This is a genomic window from Pseudomonas sp. SWRI92, assembly GCF_014268685.1.
Classification (GTDB): domain Bacteria; phylum Pseudomonadota; class Gammaproteobacteria; order Pseudomonadales; family Pseudomonadaceae; genus Aquipseudomonas; species Aquipseudomonas marvdashtae.
Map to the genome: position 1 here is coordinate 241,576 of NZ_JABWQY010000001.1, position 19,885 is coordinate 261,460.

At 61.9% G+C, this 19,885-nt stretch carries 14 protein-coding genes; 5 read left to right on the forward strand and 9 right to left on the reverse strand.

Annotated features, from left to right (window positions below; genetic code table 11):
- The first annotated feature begins 71 nt into the window (after positions 1-71).
- The 3 genes from HU762_RS00975 to uxuA are packed head-to-tail and all read left to right on the forward strand — an operon-like array spanning position 72 to position 4,027.
- The gene (locus tag HU762_RS00975; RefSeq protein WP_186631647.1) at positions 72-1,364 is read left to right on the forward strand and encodes an MFS transporter; all 1,293 of its coding nucleotides are present in this window, start codon (positions 72-74) and stop codon (positions 1,362-1,364) included.
- A gap of 13 nt (positions 1,365-1,377) precedes the next feature.
- Positions 1,378-2,835, forward strand: a complete 1,458-nt coding sequence (locus tag HU762_RS00980) for a mannitol dehydrogenase family protein (RefSeq protein ID WP_186631650.1) — start codon at positions 1,378-1,380, stop codon at positions 2,833-2,835.
- Between the two features lie 16 nt (positions 2,836-2,851).
- Positions 2,852-4,027 (forward strand): mannonate dehydratase, encoded by a 1,176-nt coding sequence (gene uxuA, locus HU762_RS00985; RefSeq protein WP_186631652.1) that lies wholly within the window; start codon positions 2,852-2,854, stop codon positions 4,025-4,027.
- Positions 4,028-4,190: 163 nt separating this feature from the next.
- On the opposite strand, the gene HU762_RS00990 is transcribed toward uxuA, so the two are convergent.
- From HU762_RS00990 to HU762_RS01015, 6 genes are all read right to left on the reverse strand, one after another.
- A complete protein-coding gene (locus HU762_RS00990; RefSeq protein ID WP_186631655.1) occupies positions 4,191-4,898 on the reverse strand; it encodes a FadR/GntR family transcriptional regulator in 708 nt (235 codons plus the stop codon).
- Positions 4,899-4,971: 73 nt separating this feature from the next.
- Positions 4,972-6,498 (reverse strand): altronate dehydratase family protein, encoded by a 1,527-nt coding sequence (locus tag HU762_RS00995; protein WP_186631658.1) that lies wholly within the window; start codon positions 6,496-6,498, stop codon positions 4,972-4,974.
- A gap of 17 nt (positions 6,499-6,515) precedes the next feature.
- The gene (locus HU762_RS01000) at positions 6,516-7,526 is read right to left on the reverse strand and encodes a zinc-binding alcohol dehydrogenase family protein (RefSeq protein ID WP_186631661.1); all 1,011 of its coding nucleotides are present in this window, start codon (positions 7,524-7,526) and stop codon (positions 6,516-6,518) included.
- 220 nt (positions 7,527-7,746) lie between these two features.
- Entirely contained in the window at positions 7,747-8,700 is a 954-nt protein-coding gene (locus HU762_RS01005) for a diguanylate cyclase (protein ID WP_186631664.1), read from the reverse strand.
- A gap of 4 nt (positions 8,701-8,704) precedes the next feature.
- Positions 8,705-9,703 (reverse strand): response regulator, encoded by a 999-nt coding sequence (locus HU762_RS01010; protein ID WP_186631667.1) that lies wholly within the window; start codon positions 9,701-9,703, stop codon positions 8,705-8,707.
- Positions 9,704-9,855: 152 nt separating this feature from the next.
- Positions 9,856-10,668: an AraC family transcriptional regulator gene (locus HU762_RS01015; RefSeq protein ID WP_238340325.1), complete on the reverse strand. Its 813-nt coding sequence runs from the start codon at positions 10,666-10,668 to the stop codon at positions 9,856-9,858.
- A 104-nt stretch (positions 10,669-10,772) separates the two neighbouring features.
- Between HU762_RS01015 and HU762_RS01020 the strand changes: the two genes are divergently transcribed.
- On the forward strand, positions 10,773-11,729 hold the full coding sequence (locus HU762_RS01020; protein ID WP_186631673.1) for a threonine dehydratase: 957 nt from the start codon (positions 10,773-10,775) through the stop codon (positions 11,727-11,729).
- A 39-nt stretch (positions 11,730-11,768) separates the two neighbouring features.
- On the opposite strand, the gene HU762_RS01025 is transcribed toward HU762_RS01020, so the two are convergent.
- The gene (locus tag HU762_RS01025) at positions 11,769-13,472 is read right to left on the reverse strand and encodes an ABC transporter ATP-binding protein/permease (RefSeq protein ID WP_186631675.1); all 1,704 of its coding nucleotides are present in this window, start codon (positions 13,470-13,472) and stop codon (positions 11,769-11,771) included.
- A gap of 226 nt (positions 13,473-13,698) precedes the next feature.
- Between HU762_RS01025 and fhuF the strand changes: the two genes are divergently transcribed.
- Positions 13,699-14,361 (forward strand): siderophore-iron reductase FhuF, encoded by a 663-nt coding sequence (fhuF, locus tag HU762_RS01030; RefSeq protein ID WP_186632933.1) that lies wholly within the window; start codon positions 13,699-13,701, stop codon positions 14,359-14,361.
- Between the two features lie 22 nt (positions 14,362-14,383).
- On the opposite strand, the gene HU762_RS01035 is transcribed toward fhuF, so the two are convergent.
- Both HU762_RS01035 and HU762_RS01040 read right to left on the reverse strand, forming a co-directional pair.
- Complete coding sequence (locus HU762_RS01035; protein ID WP_186631678.1) at positions 14,384-16,027, reverse strand: cyclic peptide export ABC transporter; 1,644 nt, start codon at positions 16,025-16,027, stop codon at positions 14,384-14,386.
- A complete protein-coding gene (locus HU762_RS01040; protein ID WP_186631680.1) occupies positions 16,024-19,854 on the reverse strand; it encodes a non-ribosomal peptide synthetase in 3,831 nt (1,276 codons plus the stop codon). Before HU762_RS01040 ends, HU762_RS01035 begins: the two co-directional genes overlap by 4 nt.
- Positions 19,855-19,885: the final 31 nt, after the last annotated feature.

Here is a 19,885-nt window from a genome sequence, read left to right on the forward strand (position 1 = left end):
GCGCCACCGGTTTCACCGTGCCTGTCATGGGCACCCTCACCGAATAAACACAACAAGCGGGAGGTTCCACCATGTTTGGTCAAGGACGTAGCTTAATCATCATCATGCTGTTCCTGGCCGGGGTCATCAACTACCTCGACCGGTCGGCATTGTCTGTGGCGGCGCCTTTCATCCAGAAGGACTACGGTCTGAGCACGGGTGAGATGGGCATGATCTTCAGCAGCTTCTTCGTCGGTTATGCCGCCTTCAACTTCATCGGTGGCTGGGCCGCCGACCGTTACGGCGCCAAGACCACGTTGCTGCTGGCCATGGTCTTGTGGTCGTTGTTCAGCGGTCTCACGGTGCTGACGGTGGGCTTTGCTTCGCTGGTGCTCATCCGGATCCTGTTCGGCATGGGCGAAGGCCCGCTGAGCGTCACCACCAGCAAGATGGTCAACAACTGGTACACCCCCAAGCGTAGGGCTCGAGCCCTGGGTGCCTCGATGTCCGGCACGCCGCTGGGCGGGGCGATCTCCGGTCCGGTGGTGGGCTTTATCGCTGTCACCTACGGTTGGAAAGTATCGTTCATCATCATTATGTTGGTCGGCCTGATCTGGGCGGCGGTCTGGTACAAGTTCGTCAAGGAGAAGCCTGAAGGCGAGGGCGCCGAGGACATTCTGCGGGCCGAGGGACAGAGTGAACTGGCGTCGCAACCGGTGTTCCCGCTGCGGTTCTACCTCAAGCAACCGACCGTGCTGTTCACCTCCCTGGCGTTCTTTTCCTATAACTACACGCTGTTCTTCTTCCTGACCTGGTTCCCCAGCTACCTGACCATGGCCCATGGCCTGAACGTCAAGGACATGAGCATCGCCACGGTCATCCCTTGGCTACTGGGTTTCCTCGGGCTGGCACTGGGTGGGTTCATTTCCGACTTCGTGTTTAAGAAGACCGGGCGGATCATGTTCTCGCGCAAGGTGGTGTTGGTGACGTGCCTGTTGGCCTGCGCCGGCTGCATCGGTGTCGCCGGGGTGGTGAAGACCTTGTATCCGGCCGTTATCCTGGTGGCCTTGGCGGTGTTTTTCCTCTATCTCACCGGGGCGATCTACTGGGCGATCATCCAGGACACCGTGCCTGCAGCGCGGGTAGGCGGGGTCAGCGGCTTCATGCATTTCCTGGCCAATACCTCGGGGATCATCGGGCCGACCTTGACCGGCTTCATCGTGCAATTCACCGGCTCGTTCACCAGTGCTTTCCTGCTGGCGGGCCTGCTGACGATCATCGGTGCACTGTGCGTGGCGCGTTACGTCAAGCCGCTGGCGGTGGCGGGTGTCGCACCGCAGGCCGACGGCGGCGCCGAGCCACGTCCAGCGCTGAATCATCCCTGAAAGGAGGACGCCCATGTCGCTCATCCAACGGATCCCCGCCACGGGCCAGCCCAGTGAAATCGGGATCGTGCACCTGGGCCTGGGAGCCTTTCACCGGGCTCATCAGGCGGTGTACCTGCAACGCCATCTCAATCGCCACGGCACGAGCGAGTGGGGGCTGTGCAGTGCCAATATTCGCTCCAACCGCACCTTGGTCGAGCAGTTGCGCGACCAGCAAGGCCGCTACCACGTGGCCGAGTACCTCGACAGCGAGCAGGTGGTGCTGCGGGAAATCAACGTACTGCGCGAAGCCTTGTACGCCGGTGCTGGCGCCAATGAGCTGGAGCAGCTGTTACAGCGCATGGCCGCGTCGCAAACGCGGATCGTCACGCTTACGGTCACTGAAAAAGGCTACTGCTTGAGTCCGTCCTCCGGGCAATTGCGCAGCGAAGATCCATTGATTGCCCATGACATCGAACACCCACACGCGCCGCGTTCGGCTCCCGGCATTGTCCTGGAGGCGTTGCGTCGCTGTCGCGCCGCCGGCGTTCCCGCCTTCACCGTGTTGTGCTGCGACAACATGCCCGACAATGGCCAGCGCACCCGCCAGGCGGTCAGCGCGTTGGCGGCGCTGCAAGATCAAGCGTTGGCGCAATGGGTCGAGCAAGAAGTCGCATTCCCCAGCTGCATGGTCGACCGCATCGTGCCGGCCATGGACGACGAATCTTTCGGTCGGCTGGAGCAACAACTGGACTGTGACGATCGCGCGGCGGTGGTCTGTGAAAGCTTCAGCCAGTGGGTGATCGAAGACAATTTCCCCCTCGGCCGTCCGGACTGGGAAGTCGACGGCGTGCAGATGGTCGACGACGTGCGCCCGTTCGAAACGATGAAGCTGCGCATGCTCAATGGCAGCCATTCGTTGTTGGCCTACGTGGGGCTGCTGGCGGGCCATGAATCGGTCTTCGAAGCCGTCAGTGATGGGCGGTTGGCGGGCCTGATCGGACGCTACATGGCCGAGGAAGCCGCGCCGACCCTGGACATGCCGGCAGGCATCGATCTTTCGGTGTATGCCAACGACCTGCTGGCGCGTTTTGCCAACGACAGCCTGCAACATCGGCTGCGCCAGATCGCCATGGACGGTTCGCAGAAACTGCCGCAACGCTGGTTGCTCGGCGCGCAGCAGTTGCTCGACCAGGGGCGCGGCATCGACTGCACTGCGCTGGGCGTCGCGGCGTGGATTCACTACTGCACGCAGCCGCTGCCCGGTCGTGCGGCGCACGTGGTCGACGATCCTTTGAGCGCGACCTTTGCCGATCTTGCCGGACGATTCGACGGCGCGGCGCGGGTGGACGCTTTTCTTGCCCTGGACGAAGTCTTCCCGCCAGCGCTGGTGGATGACCCGGCGTTTCGCGAGGCCGTACACCGCGCCTACGGCGCCTTGGCCCGAGACGGCGTCGATAGCCTGTTGCACAGCTTTGCCACACCCAACTGACAAAAAGGAAAACAACATGGAACAGACATGGCGTTGGTTTGGCCCCAAAGACCCGATTTCCCTGGCGGACGTTCGCCAGACCGGTGCGACCGGCATCGTCACCGCGTTGCACGAAATTCCTAATGGCCAAGTGTGGCCGGTGGAGGCTATCGCGGCGCGCAAACAGATGATCGAAGCGGCCGGCCTGAGCTGGTCAGTGGTGGAAAGCATTCCGGTGCACGAAGACATCAAGCGTGGCTGTGGGCGGCGCGACGAGTACATCGCCAACTACCAGCAAAGCGTGCGCAACCTGGCGAGCTGCGGCATCGATATCGTCTGCTACAACTTCATGCCGGTGTTGGACTGGACCCGTACCGACCTTTTCCATGAGCTGGCGGATGGCGGCTGGGCATTGCGTTTCGATCAGACCGCGTTCGCCGCCTTCGATCTGTTCATCCTCCAGCGCCCCGGTGCGCAGGCCGAGTACAGTCCCGAGGATATCCAGCAGGCCAAGGCGTACTCCGAGCAACTGACGCCAATTGAGCGCGAAACCTTGGTCAACACCCTGATCGCCGGTTTGCCCGGCGCCGAGGAACATTACAGCCTGGACAACTTCCGGGACTTGCTGCGGACCTACGCCGACATCGACGAAGGCAAGTTGCGTGAGCACCTGGAGTATTTCCTGCGGGCGGTGATCCCGGTCGCGGAGGAGGTGGGCGTGCGCATGGCGATCCACCCGGACGATCCACCCCGGTCGCTGCTCGGCTTGCCGCGCATCCTCTCCACTGCCGCAGACGCCCAGTGGCTGCTGGACGCCGCGCCAAGCCCGGCCAACGGCCTGACGTTCTGCACCGGTTCCTATGGCGTGCGTGAAGACAACGACCTGGTGGCGATGGCCAAGCAGTTTGCGCCATACATCTACTTCACCCACCTGCGCTCGACTCGCCGGGAAGCCGACCCGCGCAGCTTCCATGAAGCCCATCACCTGGATGGCGACGTCGACATGGTGGGGGTCATCAGTGCCTTGGTGGCTGAAGAGCGCCGACGCGAGCGCGAAGGCGGCCCACGCTTGCCGCTGCGCCCAGACCACGGCCATCAACTGCTCGACGACCAACAACGCAAAAGCAACCCCGGCTATTCATTGATCGGCCGCCTCAAAGGCCTGGCGGAAATCCGCGGCGTAGAACTGGCCGTGCGTCGACAGTTGGGTTAATCAGGAATACAGGGCTTTCAGGTACTGAGCGCTATTGTGGCGAGGGGATTTGATCGTTCCCACGCTCCTGCGTGGGAATGTCGCCAGGGACGCTCCGCGTTCCGCTTCTGGGGCGTGACGCAGAGCGTCACGGGATGCATTCCCACGCAGAGCGTGGGAACGATCAAGTGTCTTCCGGCCCCAGCGCTTGCAGCCAGCGGTTCTCCGAGCAGTTGAGATGCTGGCGCATCGAGGTCTGGGCGCCGAACACGTCCTTGCTGGCGAGGGCGTGCAGGATCGCCTCGTGCTCGGCGACCGCGGCTTCCCATGTCTGGGTGTTTTCCGAGTGTTTGCTCAGGTGAGCCGAAATCGGCGTGTGTCGTTCATCGAACAGAGCCGTGATGATTCGAACCAACGCGGAGTTGCCGCTCATTTTGGCCAAGTGATGATGGAATCTACGGTCATCCTCCAGCGGCGGCTGGCCGTTGGCGATGCTGGCGCGCATGGCGTCGATGCACGCCTGTAGGTAGCGATAGTCGCTTTTCTTGCCATGCAGGCACGCCAGGACGACCGATTCGCCTTCGATCAGGGCGCGCGCCTGCATCAGTTCCGAGGGGCTCTCGCCCAAGGTCATGCTGCGGTTTTTTCCGCTCTCGGGCCTGGCTCGCACGTACACGCCGGAGCCCATCTTGATTTCAATTTCACCGTCTATCTCCAGGGCGATCAGCGCCTCGCGCAGCGAGGGCCTGGAAACCCCCAACAGCTGGGTCAGATCACGTTCGGGTGGAAGCCTGGAACCCGTTTTGAAATCCCCTTGGGCGATGTAATTGCGCAGTTGATCGGCGATTTTCTGATACGGCTTTCGTTCGGCGGTGTTGATCGGTGAGGCCATGGGCTGGTGTCCATCGGATAGTCCGCAAAGGCTACCATAGGCTTGCTTGGGGTAAGTTCATCTGCCTCGTCATTCACATCACCGCGCCGATCTGCCAGGGCAGGAATTCGTTGTCGCCCAGGCCGTTTTCCTCGCTGCAGGTACGGCGACCGGAAGCGGTTTCCAGCATCATTCGAAACAACCGTTCACCTGCCTGCGCCACGGACTCGAGGCCATCGGCGATGCCGCCGGCGTTGAAGTCCATATCAAGCTCCATGTGTTGGAACAGGCGGGTGTTGGTCGCGATTTTCAAAGAAGGCGTGGGCTTGCAGCCGTAGGTCGAGCCGCGACCGGTGGTGAAACAGATGAGATTCGCGCCGCCCGCCACCTGGCCGGTTGCAGACACCGGGTCGTAGCCGGGCGTGTCCATGAACACCAGGCCTTGGGCATCGATTTTCTCGGCGTAGTGATAGACGCCCATCAGCCCGGTCGAACCGGCTTTCGCCACGGCACCCAGGGATTTTTCCAGAATGGTGGTGATGCCTCCGGCCTTGTTGCCCGGCGAAGGATTGTTGTTCATGTCGCCGTCGTTGTGGTGCACGTAGGTTTCCCACCAGCGGATCCGCTCCATCAGCTTTGTCGCGATGTCGGCGGATGCGGCGCGGGCCGTCAGCAAGTGCTCGGCCCCGTAGATCTCCGGCGTTTCCGAGAGGATCGCCGTGCCGCCCTGTTGCACCAGCAAGTCCACGGCCGCGCCGAGTGCCGGATTCGCCGTGATGCCTGAATAACCATCCGAGCCGCCGCATTGCAAACCCACGCACAGGTGGCGGGCGGAAACGGTCGTCCTTCGGTACTGGCTGATGATGGGCAGCATCGCGTCGATATGGGCGATGCCCTGTCGCACCGCTTCGCGAGTCCCGCCTTCGTCCTGGATGATCAGGCTGGCCTTTAGCACCGGGCAACGATCCCCCAGTTCGTTCATCAACGGCGTGAGCTGGTTGACTTCGCACCCCAGTCCGATCAACAGCACGCCGGCGAAATTGGCGTGATCGGCATAACCGCGCAAGGTTCGCTTGAGAATGTCGATGCCTTCGCCTTTGGCCCCCATTCCACAGCCGCTGCCATGGGTGATCGCAACGACGCCATCGACGTTGGGGAAGTCTTTCAGGCGCTCGGAAGAGAACGCGTTGGCGATGTGCTTGCAGACGGTCGCCGAGCAGTTGACGCTGGAAATCACGCCGATGTAATTGCGCGTACCGACGCGGCCATCGTCCCGTACGTAACCTTCGAAGGTCGCGGGGATTTCGCCGAGCGGGGTGGGCACGTAGGTGTTTTGTACGGGATGCCCGGCGTTGGTGGCGGGCATCTGCAGGTTGTGCACGTGGACGTGATCACCGGGCTCGATGTCCCGGGTCGCCTGGCCGATGGTTTGCCCGTACTTGAGCACTTGCTGGCCGGCCAATACCCTGCGCAGGGCAATCTTGTGGCCGGACGGAACCGGTTGCCGGGCGACCAGGGTGAGGCCGTCGGCGCCGAGGCGTTGGCCTTCGGCGATATCGCCCCGGGCCACCGCGACATCATCTCCCGGTGTCAGCACAAGCAAAGAAGAGGGTGGGTTCATAGCACGTCCTCCGATTCCTAGCACTCGATGATTGCCTTGACGACGCCCTGGCTGGGGTCGAGCAATGTGGAGAAGGAATGGGCCACGTCGCCCAGGCTCAGTCGGTGGGTGTTCAGGGCTGCATCTGGAATCAATCCATCGCGCAAGCATCGCTCGACATGCTGGAAGTCTTCGTGGGTGGCGTTGCGGCTGCCCATCAGCGTGGCCTCGCGCTTGTGGAACTCGGGGTCGGAGAAGGTGATGGAGTCCCGCACCACCGAAATCATCACGTAGGTGCCGCCATGAGCGATGAACTCGAACCCGCGCTCCATGGCCCGGGCATTGCCGGTGGCGTCGAACACTACGTTGAAAAAATCACCCCCGGTCAGCTCCGCCAAGGCCTGCTTGTCGCCCTCGCCGATGTGGACGGCCGCATGGATGTTCAAGTGCTGCTTGCAGAACGACAGGCGATCCTCCCGCGTATCCAGGACCGTCACTTTCGCCCCGCGCAGGCTGGCGAAGATCGCCGCCGCCATGCCGATCGGGCCGGTGCCGACCACCAAGGCGTGCGTGTCCGGCTGGACGTTCGAACGCCGCACGGCGTGAGCGCCGATCGACAGGAATTCGATCATCGCCGCCTGGTCGAGGGAAATTCCCACGGCCTTGTGAACGAATTCCTCGGGGACGCTCAGGTATTGGGTGAACGCGCCGTCGCAGTGGACTCCCAGCACCTGGATCCGGGTGCAGCAGTTGGTCTTGCCCTGGCGGCAGGCAATGCAGTTTCCGCAGGACAGATAAGGCATCACGTAGACGACGTCGCCCACCGCCAGGTCGCTGGGGTGGTCTATGTCTTCCACGATCCCGGAAAACTCATGGCCCATGACGCGCGGGTACTCGAGGTACGGTTGATTGCCGGTGAAAATGTGCAGGTCGGTGCCACAGACACCGACGCGCTTGACCCGGATGAGGATTTCGCCGGGTTTCCTGGAGGGTATTTCACGTTCGATGGCGGTGAGCGAGCCGGGTTCGTTACAGATGACAGTCAGCATATCGATGCTCCTTTAGCGAGCGTGCAGGCCGGGGGGCTTGCAGGCGGGAGGAGGGTTGTGAGCGCACGGCTGCCGGGACCGGGGCTCTCTTTCTTGTTGTTCGCGCACAGCGACCTGCGCCGCTGATATTGGCTCGAAACTACACGCGGGGAAAAATATTGGCAAGACCAATCTATAAAAAAATGGATTGGACTGACCAGTGTCAGGGGGCGGGTGTTGTCTAGCCGAAGACCGTCACCCGATTGCGTCCGGTCTTCTTCGACGTATACAACGCCTGGTCGGCCCGGGCGATCAGCTCGGCGTGGTCATTCGAGGGCTCGCTCAGGTCGGCGACCCCCAGGCTGATGGTGAAACGGATGTCCTGGCCGTTGTATTGCACCACCAGCTCCTCGACGGCTTTGCGCAGGCGCTCGGCGAAAACCCGGGCGCCGTCCTTGTCGGTGTCTGAAAGCACGACGCCGAACTCTTCGCCGCCATAACGCCCGGCCACGTCGGACTCACGCACATGCTCATGCAGCAGCCTTGCGACGTGCTCGATGACCTTGTCGCCCGCCTGGTGGCCGTAGGTGTCGTTGACTCGCTTGAAGTGGTCGATATCGAGCATCACCAGGCTCAACGCATTGCCGTAGCGCTGATGCCGGGCATAGGCGGATTTCAGGCTGCCTTCCCAATGACCACGGTTGTACAGCCCCGTCAGGCGATCGGTGCTGGAGAGCAGTTGCAGTTGTGCGTTGGCGGCCTGGATCTGGTGCCGGTTGGTGGCGACGTCGGTGACGTCATAGATCACCAGGCAGATATGGTTGATGCGGTTGTCGGGCGAGCGCAGTGGCAACAACGTGGTGTTCTGGTACATGAACTCTTCCTGGCCGGTGATCGGCTGGTAGCTCTTGAACCGCATCAGGTAAGGGCGCTGCTCCCAGACCGTGAACGCGGGCGTGCCGAGGGTCGCGACGCTCTCTACCTTGCGGGTGAACCATTGGCGATCGATCTCGGGGAACAGATTGAAGAAGTTCTGGTTCTGAGCGTCCTTGGGCTGGACCCCGGAGCGGTTCTCCATAAAGGTGTTCCAGACCTGCACTTTGTACTCGCGGTCGAGCACCACCACGCCGACGTCGATACTCTGAACGATGGCCAGCAACCAATGGAATTCGTTCAGATCAATGGAATCGGTCATGGGCTCAGTTCATCAGGTAGGCGAGTTTGTGGGTCAACCGTTCGATGGAGTCTTCCGTGAACAGCAGCAACAGGTCGAAGCGAATATTCTGCCCTTCCAGGCTGTAGCTGATTTCCACCGCCAAGGTCTTTTTCCAATGGGTGCGGTTGGCGCGGATCAGTTCCTCGATAGCCGCGTGTTGACCAAGGATCTGCGGATGGCCTTGGGAGAACACCACGTCTATCTGCTCGGCGATGCTGCTCAGGCAAGCGCCGATCAGGATGCTGGACAGGTCCACCAGCATTTCCAGGTCCGAATAATCAGCGCTCTCGCGATGCATCAAGTGCCCAATGTCGGCGATCTCGGAGTCGTGGAAGATCAGCAGGGCTTCGCCGGCGATGCCGTCGCCGATAAACCCCTGGCAGATGGCAGTGAGCTGCTGGGAGCTGCCGACGTCATTCAACGCCATGTGCAACTCGCCGACTTCGAGGATGTTCACGTTCGGCACCGGCAGTTGCACGAAGACGCCCAACACCTGGGCGATCAGTGCCGCGGCCTGACCGATGGCGACGTTGACGGTCTCGCGGAACGCATCCTGAAAGCTGATGGCCGCGTCCGGTGCCGATCGACTCTGCGGTGTTGCCTTGCCGGGTTGCGTCAGTAGCCCCACTCGGGTAAGCGTCTGGCGCAGCTCGTTTTCATCGAACGGTTTTTTCAGGAACGCCAGCGCACCCAGTTCAAGCACGCGGCGCACCGCCTCATCCTGCACGTCACCGGAAATCACGATGACCTGTGCGTTGAGCCCTTCGGCCCGCAAAGCGCTCAAGACTTGGTAACCGTCCATCTCCGGCATGGTCAGGTCGAGCAACACGACCTGCCCCAGGCCTTGGCGGATGGCTTCCATCGCTTGGCGACCGTTGGCGGCCTCGGTGATCGATACCGGCCAATCTGACGGCAGCGCACGCAGTACTTGCTTGCGCGCCATGGTGGAGTCGTCACACACGACCAGGGGAATCAGCGGCACTGGAAAGTCCAAAGCGGTTCAATGGCGGGGGAGGTGTTTCGTACATCGTTCATAGGCAGCATCGGCCCTCTGATTGTCGAACGGGGAGTTCCGAACGGGGTATCAGCCATAACGCCCTGTCTTTTAAAAACTGGACCATTAAGTCAAGGACGTCAAATGCACTTCGTCATCTGGCGCAGCTGCGCCGGACTCACCCCAAGGCGCTGCTTGAACGTCGTCGTCATGTGCGCCTGTGAGCTGAAGCCGCAGGCGAGGGCGATTTGCGTCAGTGTAGTTGATGTGTCGCGTATCAACGCCCGGGCCTTGGCCAGGCGTCGATCGATCAGGTAACCATGGGGGCTTTGACCCGTGGCGTGTTTGAAGGCCCGCATGAAGTAGCCTTCGGACAGTCCCAGCAGTTGCGCCATCGCCGGCACGCCCAGCGGTTGGTCGAGGCCCGCATCGATGAACTCATCCAGCAGGCGCATCCGGGCGTCGGTCATAGACCCTTGGAGCGTCGCTGGCGAGCGCTTGCCCGGCGCCGTGCATTCAGCCAGCGCCAGGGCCCACGCCTCCCAATCGTCGTCGATCGAGCCGTGCAGCAGCGCGCGCCGCATGTGTTGGGCGAGGGCGATGGCACGGGGATCAAGGTGATTGTTGAAGGCGCGGTCTCCCGCCAACGCCTGCCCGTCGGTACGCAGCACTCGCAGATACTCGCCGCCCTGGGAAGACTCCGAATAGACGTCACACTGGGCCGGGACGAACGCCAGGCCATTGGGCATGGCAAAGAAAGGCTGTATCCGGTCGCTGCCGATGGCGTGCACGCCTCGCTGGCTGTCGAAGGCAAAGCCGATCGCCGCCTGGGTCGCGACGTAGCGGGCGGCATAAGCGCAGCCGGGAAGCAATTCGATTGCCCAAGGGCCGACTTCGATACGACGGATCGATTCAGTCGGGCGCGGCAACGGCGTGCGGTTTCGATGGCTCATGGTGTTCATAGTAGTGAAGCAGCGCCGCAAAAGTCAGGTCAGTTTTTTGAAAGCCCGGATTCGGTGTCCCTGGCTAGACTCGGCGAAACCCCAGGAGGTCCACCATGTACGCACTGACTCATGACGACATTGAACAAGCCGCCCGCCAGGTCTACCAAGTCATGCCCGCCACGGCCCAGTACGCCTGGCCCTTGCTGGCGCAACGGCTGGGTTGCACGGTCTGGGTCAAGCATGAAAACCATACCCCCACGGGCGCTTTCAAGGTGCGCGGCGGTATCACCTTCATGCATTGGCTCAAGCGTGAGCGCCCGGAGGTGAACGGTATCGTCACCGCCACCCGGGGCAACCATGGCCAGAGCCTGGCGCTGGCAGCCAGCGCGGCGGGGCTGAAGGCATTGATCGTGGTGCCGCAAGGCAACTCGGAGGAGAAAAACAATGCCATGCGCGGCTTCGGTGGCGAGGTGATCGAATATGGTCGCGATTTCGATGAGGCCCGTGAAGAAGCAGCACGTCTGGCGCAGGCACAGGGCCTGTATCTCGTACCGCCATTTCACACCGAGTTGGTCAAGGGCGTCGCCACCTACGCCCTTGAGTTGTTCAAGGCTGTGGCAGACCTGGACACCGTCTACGTGCCCATTGGCTGCGGCTCGGGCATCTGCGCGGTCATCGCTGCACGTGACGCCTTGGGCCTTAACACGCAGGTGGTGGGCGTGGTGTCCACCGAGGCTACGGCGGCGAAACAATCGTTCGAGGCGGGCATGATCTGCGAAACCGCCTCGGCCAACACCTTCGCCGACGGCCTCGCGGTGCGCAAACCGATACCTGAGGCTTTCGCCATCTATCGCGCCGGGGCGGCACGGATCGTAGCGGTCAGCGATCAGGAGATTGCCGAGGCGATGCGAGTCTATTACACCGATACCCACAACCTGGCAGAGGGGGCCGGCGCGGCGGCTTTGGCGGCGCTTATCCAGGAGCGAGGGTTGATGAAGGGGAAAAAGGTCGGGGTAATCCTGTCGGGTGGCAATGTCGACAGGTCGGTGTATGCGCAGATCATTGGTTAACTGGAGCAACCGAGCGCCAGCGCTCGGTTGCTCCGCCGGTCATACCGCGCGCTTGACGTTTCGTTGTACCCATTCCTGATCGCTTTGCAACTCCAGGATCTTGTGATGGAAACCTTCCAGCGAAGCGTTATGGCCGACGCTGACCAGGATCGTCTCCGGTAAGGACTGCCTGAGCAACTGGTAGCAACGCGCCTCATTGGCCGAGTCCAGCGCCGAACTGCTTTCGTCGAGAAACAGCACTGTCGGGCGGGTCAGCAACGCCCGGACGAACGCGCAACGCTGCTGTTCGCCGACGCTCAGGGTCTGCGACCAATCACGCTCCATGTCGAGTTGTTCGCCCAGATGTTGCAGTCCGACCTGTTCCATGGCCCGCTGCAAGGCAGCGTCCTCGTGACCGAGAGGTGCATGGGGATACCACAGCGCCTCGCGCAGACTGCCCAATGGCAGGTAAGGCTTCTGCGACAGTGTCAGGGCGCGCTCCCGGTCGTAGCGGCTCGAACCGCAAGCATGGTGCCAGAGCCCGGTGATCGCGCGGATAAGAGTCGATTTGCCGTAGCCCGATGGTGCGCTGATCAACAGGCTGTCACCGGCTTTAAGTGACAGGTTGAAACCCTTGAACAATTGCCGGCCGTTCGGCAGCCAGACATCCAGGTTCTGCACGTCGAGCCCTGAAGCTTGCTGTTCCAGCCTGACCTTGGAATCGATGTCGACCGTGTCCAGGCGATCCTGGAATCCGATCAAGCGGTCGATCACTGATTTCCATTCCGACAGTTCCGGGAATACTTCCACCAGATAAGCGATGGCGGCGTGCACTTCGCCGAAGGCGGCGCTGATCTGCGTCAGCCGACCGAGGGGGAACGCGCCCGCAAAAAACTGTGGTGCCATGATGAACATGGGAATGACCGTGGCGCTGCGCAAATAGAGCGTCGAGTAGCCCATGATCAGCTTTTGCTTTTTCACCAGGGCCCAGAAGTTCTGCAGTGCTGCCTCCAGGCGATGGTCGAAGCGTTGTTTTTCTGCTGCCTCTCCTCGGTATTGGGCGACTGAGTCGGCGTTTTCCCGCAGGCGGATGAGTGAGAAGCGAAAATCCGCTTCGCGTCGCTGCTGCATGAAATTGAGGCCAGGCAGTGCGCGTCCCAACCAGAATGCGACGCCGGTCCCTACGATTGCATACACCAGCGCCACCCACACCAGCAACCCGGGGATGACGAACGATTCGCCATTGAAAGGCACGGTGACCAGGCTGGAGGCCTGCCAGAGAATGTGCAGGAACGAAAACAGCGACACCACCGACGTCAGTAGCCCCAGGCTCAACTTGAGGGACTTTATGATGAACAGGTCGATGTCTTCGGCGATCCGCTGGTCCGGGTTATCGACGTCCGTCTCGGTCAGTTTCAGTTTGTGGTAACGCTGGCTGCCCAGCCACTGATCAACGGTGTTGCGCGTCGCCCAACGCCGCCAGCGCAGCGTCAGCTTCTGTTGGAAGTGAAACGCGCCTACGGTAAACGCGGCGGTGCCGATCTGCAGCAGAATGAACTGCAAGCTGCCTATCAGGAAACCGTGGTAATCCAAGGCCTGCAAGGCGTTGTAGAAATGCAGGTTCCAGAAATTGGTGAGGATGTTGATGCCGACCATGCACAGGGTCATCAGCACTGTGGCGCACAACAGCAACAGGGCCGGGTACTTTTCCTCGGATGCCCAGAACGGCCGCGCCAGACGCCAGAAATTGCGGAGTGTTTGCATGTGGTCTTGATGAGCCCGGTCGCTGACGACGTTGAGTTTGCAGGGGAGGGAGGATAGGATCAGCCAATGCTAATCGTTTGCATTAGTTAGGGAAAGCCATGGGGGCCACGTTATCGAATTTCCAGAATGGCTTGGCCAGGCTTGGCCGCCAATAACACGGGTCATTCGACAAGAACCCGGCGATCAATCGTTTGTGGGGTTAAGTCATGTTGCCGACCCTGCCGTGCTGAGGCCGTTGCTGTCCCGGTTTGCCCTGCAATACCCAGGCGTGAATCGCGCGGCGGTGGTCTCGCAATGGTCAATGAACTACTTGAGCATCGCCCTGCCGGCCGCCTTGGCGTGTGTGCTCACGCGTGATGGCTCGATCGATTTCTGGGGCGAGGAGGCGGTGCTGTTCCACGCTGACGGAGAACCCATGGCGTTGGGCTTGAATGCCCGGTTGATGTCGCTGTCACCTCAAGGGCGTGCCGACTACTGGAATCGGCTGATCCATGAGCACCTGGCGCCGCTGTTCGTTGCCTTGGCCGCCGCCGGTGGCCTGGCACCAAAAGTACTCTGGGCCAATATGGTCGCCATCTGGGACGGCGCCTTCGCCAGGATGGACCCCGAGCTGTCGAGACCGGGGTTCGCCGAGGCACACCAATGGCTGGAGCAGGTCACGGTCAACGACGGGCGCCTGAGGCTGCGAGGCTTGCAACGCATGGTCGAATCACCGGCGCCGCTGATTTGCCCCCGCCTGCCATTGCGCCGGCATTGTTGCCTGCATTACCAATTGCACGAAGCGGTAGAAGGCCAGATGCCGGTGCTTTGCGAGTCCTGTCCCAAGTTGCATCGCCTGCCTGTGGAAGTGCAGGTGAGTTACCTGCACTCCATCTATCAGGACGGCTAATGGCAGCGGCGTCGCGATGCCATTAGGCGTAAGCGGCCTGGGCTTCGACTTGGGTGAGACGGCCGTTCTCGACTTTCAAGACCCGGTCGGCCTGGGAGAAGTAGGCGTCATCGTGCGTGATTACAATCACGGTCTTACCTCGGGCCTTGAGCTCCGGCAACAGCTCCATGTAGAACACCCGCTTGAAGGTCGGGTCCTGGTCGGCCGCCCATTCATCGAACAGGTAAAACGGTTTGTCGTCCAGATACGCTGACACCAGCGCCAGCCGTTTGCGCTGGCCGGTGGAGAGTTCCACGGTGGAGAAGCGATCATCGACGATGCTGACCTTGTGTCCCAGGCCGAGCGCCTTGACGTAGCGTGTGGCATCGGCTGTGCGTTGTTCGGCACCCGGGCCGTCATCTCCCAACAGGTGTTCAAACAAATGGAAGTCGGCGAATACGGCGGCGAAGTGCTGGCGATATTGTTCACGGTTGTCGTCGTCCACCTCCACGCCGTTGAGTACGACGCAACCGGCTTCCGGCGCATACAACCCGAGCAGCAGCATGGACAGCGTGGTCTTGCCGCTGCCGTTGCCGCCGACGACGAACACCAGCTCGCCCGGTTCCAGCGTCAGGTCTACTGGCCCGAGCAGGAAAGGATGGTCCTCATGTTCGCCCGGGTATCGATGACATACCCCGTTAAGCAGCAGGCGCATCGGCCCGTTGCTGGCAAACGCGTTACCGACCGGCGCCGCCATTTGTGCTTCGGTGCTCAGTTCGGCGTCGAGTTGGCGAATGCGGGTCAGGGCGATACTGGCTTGGCGCAAAGAGGGCAGCGCGATCATCAGGTCGGAGATCGGTCGCACCAGATAGAGCAACGTCACCGTGAAACTGGTCAGCACGGTAATTGATTGCGGCAGCCAGAACGGCACGACAAAGAGCAGTACGCCCAGGTTGAGGTAAAACAGTAACGTGCCGAGGTTGGCCACCACCGAATACCCGGCCATCCCGCGCAGGAATCGTACCCGGAACTCATCGGCGCCCGGACGGATGACGCGCTCCACAAACGCTTCGCCACGAGCATTGCTCAGTTGCAGCTCCTTGCTGCCTTCGATCAGGCTGCGAAAGTGCTGGTAAAGCACATCCTTCTGTTGCCGCACCCGTTCCAGATGGCTCAACGGTCCGCGTTCGGCCAGGTGAAACGCGATCAGGCCGACCAGCAGGAACAACGCCAGGATCAACAGCAATGACCACGACAGCCAGGCCAGATAGGCGAAGCACGCCAATGTCACCACGGCGTTGACGAACAGCAGCGGCACCCACTCGAACGCAGCGGTGAAGGTGTGCACGTCTTCGGTCAGAATCACCAACAAGCGGTGCTTGCCCATGGTTTGCAAGCGCTTGAGCGGGGTGGCGAGCAGTTTGCGCGACAGATCGATGCGCATCTGGAAGATGGCGCTTTGGGTCAGGTGCAGCAATGACAGTTCCGAGCAGAGTTTGCACAGCAACATACCCGCACACAGTCCGAAGAACCCCATGGCCAGGTCCGGCAATTGAGTCGGGTTAGCCAATCCACGGTTGATCAGGATCACCAACCCCGCGCTGGCCAGGCCGCCGAGGGCGCCGCTGATGGAAGCCAGGGCCAGCAGGCGTGCCGATTGGCGGTAAAGATAAAGAATCAGGTTCATGCGACGGTTTCCGTCGAGGCCACGGCCAGCGACTTGTTGAGTTGTTCATGGAAGGCAGGCTGCCCAAGGATCGTGTCGTGATCGGCAACGACCCGATGATGACAGGTTCGCAGGCTGATGGCGTCCCACTGCGCAGGCAGGGTCGGGCGTTCGACCAGAGTCTGCTCGGCCCACCATAGCTGCAGGGTCGCCTGCACGGTGGGCACGCGATAGTCATTGACCCAACGGCGTGCGTCAGCCATCACGTTCAATGTTTGTTCGACGTACGCCAGCGGCGCATTGAGGCTCAGGCCGTTGGCATTCGTCCAATGCAGCAGGGCGAAACGCAATTGCTCCACCCGATCCAGACTTGCGGTGGCCGTGCGCAATTGCGCCAGGTGTTCCGGAGCGAGCGTGGCCAGTCGCTGGCGGCTGTCGCTGGTCAATTCCTGCTGCACGGTTGAACACAACGCATCCCAGGCCAGCGCTTCGTCCTCGGCGTGGAACGTGCTGTCGAACAACCCCAGCCATTCGACCGTTTGCCCCAGGGCTTCCAGTTGTCGAGTCAGCTCCAACGCGAGCAGTCCGCCCATGGACCACCCGCCCAGGCGATACGGACCCTGCGCCTGAATCTGGCGGATCTGCGGTACATAGGCGTTGGCCAATGCAACGAGGTCCTGGTCGCGTAGCGACTCGGGCAACGCTATGCCATACACCGGGATCTCCTGGGACAACCCGTCGACCATCGGCAAATAATGATGAACCCCGCCCGCCGGCTGGTGCAGGCAGAACAGCGGTGTCTGGCCTGCTGCGCCGGGCTGCAAGGCGATGACGGCTGAGCGGTCACGGGGCAGGGCAATCTGCTCGGCGAGCTGGATCAGCTGCGGGTGTTGGAAGATCACGTTGACCGGCACTTCGATACCGAGCAGGGCGCGCAGCCTTGCGGTCATGCGCACCACCAGCAACGAATGTCCACCGAGGGCGAAAAAGTCGTCGTGGCGACCGATGATCTCGACCTCCAGCAGCTCCTGCCAGATCGCCGCGAGCACCTGTTCGACATGACCTTCAGGCGCGGCATAAGCCGCAAGACGGTGGTTCGGCTGTCGGGCCAGCAAGGCACGATGATCGACCTTGCCGTTGGCGGTGCGGGGCAGTTGCATCAGCCACTGGATGTCGGCGGGAATCATGTGCGCCGGCAAAAGTGCCGCAAGGGATTCGCGCACGACGCTGGCCTGAAGCGCGTTAGCCGACTCAACGAAAGCGCGCAAGCTGGGTTCGGCCTGGGTGGTGTCCAGCAACACCACCGCGAGTCTGGCACCAGTGACCTTGCACAGGGCGGTTTCGATCTCGCCGAGCTCGATACGGTAGCCACGCAATTTGATCTGCGAGTCGCTACGCCCGAGGAACAGCAGTTGCCCGTCCAGGTCCTGCCAGGCGAAATCGCCGGTGTGGTACAGACGTTGGCCGTCGAGTGCCGGATGGCTGGCCTGGATAAACTTCTCGGCCGTCATCTGTGGCAGCCCCAGGTAACCTTCGGATAACCCGGGCCCGGCGATGTGAATTTCGCCCTTGAGCCCCCGTGCAACAGGCGCGCCGTCGCTATCGAGTAGATACACCCGCGTGTGGGCAATCGCTCGGCCGATGGGCACGGGACCCGTACCGTGATCGGGTTGGCAGAGGGCGACGGTGCTCCATACCGAGGCTTCGGTCGGGCCGTACTCGTTGTACAACTGCGCGCCGGGCTGGCGGCGATAGTGATTGTCCACCAGCGCCGGCGGGCAGCTTTCGCCGGCGACAATCGCCGTATTCAGCGGGCTCGGGCTGTCGCCCAACTCATCCAGCAACAACGCATACAGCGAAGGCAACGCCAGCAGGTGTGACACATCGTGGCTGCGGATCAACCGGGCCAGTTGCAGCGGATCTTTTTGTTCGGTTTCACTGGCCAGGTGCAGGCAACCGCCCTGGGCCAGGCTCCAGAACAGCCCGGCGATGGAACTGTCGAAGGCGAACGACGACAGCAGCAGGAAGCGTTGCACGGGATGTGGATAGCCCGACAGCCGCGCCGCCAGCGAATGCAGGGCGTTGGCATGACTGATAAGCACGCCCTTGGGCTGACCGGTGCTGCCCGAGGTGTAGATCAGATAGGCCGGTTGATCTCGCGAAACCTGCGGCTCGTCCTGAAGCGGCACCACCGCCGTTGCTTGATCGATTGCCAGCGCACTCGGCTGCCAGTCTGTCGGCAGGTCTTGCATTCGAGCCTGAAGGGTGAGCACCAGGCGTGCCTGGCTGTCACGCAAGATATGTTCGATGCGCTCGGTGGGGTAGCTTGGGTCGATCGGTACGTAACAGGCACCGGCGCGCAGAATCGCAACCAGTGCCACCACCGCATCGATGTCGCGCGGCAGGAAATGTGCAATCCGCGCACCCGGCTCCAGGCCCTGGGCGAGCAGTTGCTGGGTCAGGGCGCTGACGCGTTGGTCCAGCTCGGCGTAGCTCAAGGTGCCGCTGGGCCCGCTGACTGCCGGGCGCTGGGCGCGGTCGGTGGCGTCGAGGGTGAAGCAAGCGGCCAGGTTGGGCAGCGCGAAGATAGCGGCATACAGCTGTTCCTGCGCCGGACTCTGGATTGGCGAAGCCGCCAGCGCGCCGGTGACACGCTGCTGCTCGGCGGCGCTGCAGGTGGCCAATTGGCCCAGGCTGGCAGACGGCTCATGCAGGCTGTGCTCGATCACGCTCAGCAGTTGCTCGGCGAGGATTTCGACGTGGGCCGACGTGTAGAGCGCGGCGTCGAAATGCAGTGACAAACCATTGGATGACGACGGCTGATATTGCAACAGCAGCGCGCAGCCGGCACTGACACTGTCAGCCTGTTCGATCCGCCACCCGGCATCGTTCAGGGCACTGTCCGGCGTCACCGCAAGTTCGCGAAAACCTACGCTCGTCAGCGATGGCGCGTCGCTCAAGTGGCTGGGATAGCTGTCCCGGGCGTCGTTGAGCGCGCCAGCATGTTCGCTCAGTTGCCGACACAACGCGGCAAACGACAACCCGGACGCGACGTCGATCGTCAACGGCAGCGGTTCGGAAAACAACCCGAGGGCATCGCCGAGCACGTCAGGACGCACCTGGCTCTCGTAGGCGAGCGTCAGGCATTCAGCTTCGCTGTAGCGGTGCCACAAGGCGACCCAGGCGCCGAGCAGGAAAACTCCCGTGCTGACACCGAGGTTGTTCGCTTGATGTTCAAGGCGCAGCAGGATTGAGTCGTCGAGTTGCAGTTGTACTCTGCCAAGGTTGATCGCTGCGGACGACGCCGGGTTCTGGCGCTGCCAAGGTAACGGCACGTCCGCAATCATGGCGTTGAACTGCGCATCCCAGAACCGGCGGCCTTGCTCGTCCACCGACTCCAGGCGCCAGGCCGCGTAGTCGGCGTACTGCAACGGTGGTTCCCCAGGTGCTGCTTGCAGGTAGCACAGCGCCCATTCTTCGGCGAGATAACCCAGGCTGGTGCTGTCCAAGTGCAAGCTCGGCAAGTGCAAGGTGGCCGATTGAGCGTCCACTTGCAGCTCGATGCCCAGCGCCTGCCAGTCGGCGGCTGAATCGTCGATCACTTGCATCGGCAGCAACAGCCCCGGCAGTTGCGGATAGCGGGTGCGCAGGATCTCGTGGCGTTGCACCAGTGCCAATAAACTGTTCGTCAGCCGTGCACCGTCCAACGGTTGCTCACTGCGAATACGCAGCGTGGCCCGCTGCGCTGCCGCCGATGCCAAGCGGGTTTGGTGCAGGCGCCACAGGCGGGCCTGTTGCGGTGACAGTTCGAAACCTTCGACGGACGTGTCTTCGTGGGACTGAGTCATGCTGAGACCTGTACAAAAAGGTTGGAAATGA